This window comes from Microcoleus sp. OTE_8_concoct_300 (assembly GCF_031383065.1).
Classification (GTDB): Bacteria; Cyanobacteriota; Cyanobacteriia; order Cyanobacteriales; family Microcoleaceae; genus Microcoleus.
Map to the genome: position 1 here is coordinate 1 of NZ_JANMZH010000168.1, position 1,640 is coordinate 1,640.

At 41.1% G+C, this 1,640-nt stretch carries 1 protein-coding gene; it reads right to left on the bottom strand.

Features of this window, described 5'->3' with window-relative positions:
* The coding region (locus tag ACUVJL_RS07830) for a tetratricopeptide repeat protein (protein WP_445245331.1) at positions 1-1,427 on the bottom strand (1,427 nt) is incomplete at its 3' end.
* Positions 1,428-1,640: the final 213 nt, after the last annotated feature.

The following is a 1,640-nucleotide window of genomic DNA, read 5'->3' on the forward strand; positions in this document are numbered from 1 at the left end:
CTCAAGTGCCATAATGCCACGCTTTTGTTTGCCAAAATATCAGCGCAGTAGTTTTGTGCTGATTCTAAAACTTTTTCGTAGTCTTTTAATAACCATATACCTAAATTTCTTCGATTATACATAATCTCGTTACAGGTTAAACTAGGTTGAAAATTAATCTCACTATCTAAGGCTTTTTCGTAAGCCTGGATTGCCAGATTATCTTGCCTTAACGTTCTGAATACTCTGCCGATGTTGAACCAGGCTTGAGTGTAGTTGGGATGAATTTCAATTGATTTTTGCAGGGCAACTAGAGCATCTTGATATTTTTGTAAATGCCACCAACTGACACCTTTGTTGTTCCAAGCTTCTGCCATATTTATATTAATATTAATAGCTCGTTCGGCGGAAGAGAGGGCTTCTTGGTATTGCCCCAACCCGATCGACGCACTGCTGTGTTGATTCCAAGCATAAGCAAGATTTTTATCTCCCCAGCTACCATCACCCTTCATCGCGCTATCGCAGGCGTAGAGTGCTTCTTTATAGTTTGCTAAGCGATTAAGTGTCGCGCAGCGATTGACTTGAGCTAAAGCAGATTTAGGATTGATTTGAATGGCTTTGTTATAAGAAGTTAGTGCTTTTTCATTCTGCCCCAACTTTTCAAAGAGAATTCCTTGGTGTGTCCAGGTAGTAGCATCGTTAGGATTAATAGCTAAAGCTTTTTCGTAAGAAGCGATCGCGTCTAATATTTTTCCTGCTCTTTCTTCCGCTATGGCACGGTTGGTAAAAGCTGGCGCAGGTAGTGCATTTACCGCGCGATTGCAAGCTGAAATTGCTTCTGACTGTCTCCCTAAATCTGATAGAGTGCTACAGCGTTCAACTTGGGCGAGCGCATTATCTGAATTAATACTTAAAGCTCGCTCGAACGATGTCAGGGCTGTTTCATCTTGTCCTAACTTTCTTTGCGCTAAACCTCTATTATACCAAGCAATCGATGGTGTTGCATTGCCCCAATTTCCATTTACTCGTAATGCTTTTTCGTGGGATGCGATCGCTTCATCATACTTACGCAATTGATATAATGCTTCGCCTCGACGAGACCAAGCAAGAGAATTTTTGGCATCAAATCGCAGTAAAAAATCATAGGAATTTACTGCTTCGGCGTATCGTTTAAGCTGCAAGAGGATATTGCTGCGACTCAACCAAATCTGGCGGTTTTTGCTTTTTGGTTTGAGGGAGATCGCTCGCTCGCAAGCTGCCAGTGCTTCCTCATAGTTTTGTTCATTTTCTAATACTTGACATTGGGCAACCCAGAAGTTAAAATCTTTTAAGTCAAAGTTGCCCGATCGCGCTTGAGATAGCAGTCGCCCGCTGAAGCGATCTGAATTATCCCACCTTGCCACCGATCGAGGTGCAGCCCAAAGACTTTGTTCCTGTAGCGACAGCATTATTGTTGCGGTTACGCAAATAAACCTGTATGAGGTACGCCTGTCAAGGACTATATTTATTCGATTACTAACAGTAAAAGCTAGGAATCGCAGTAGTTCAGGAGATATTTTAAACATCTAATATCTTAGCAAAATGCAGAAAATGAGAAATGTTTGCAAACAACTAGACTACAGCAGCTTTAAATTTATTCCAATAAAGTAATACATTTTTTA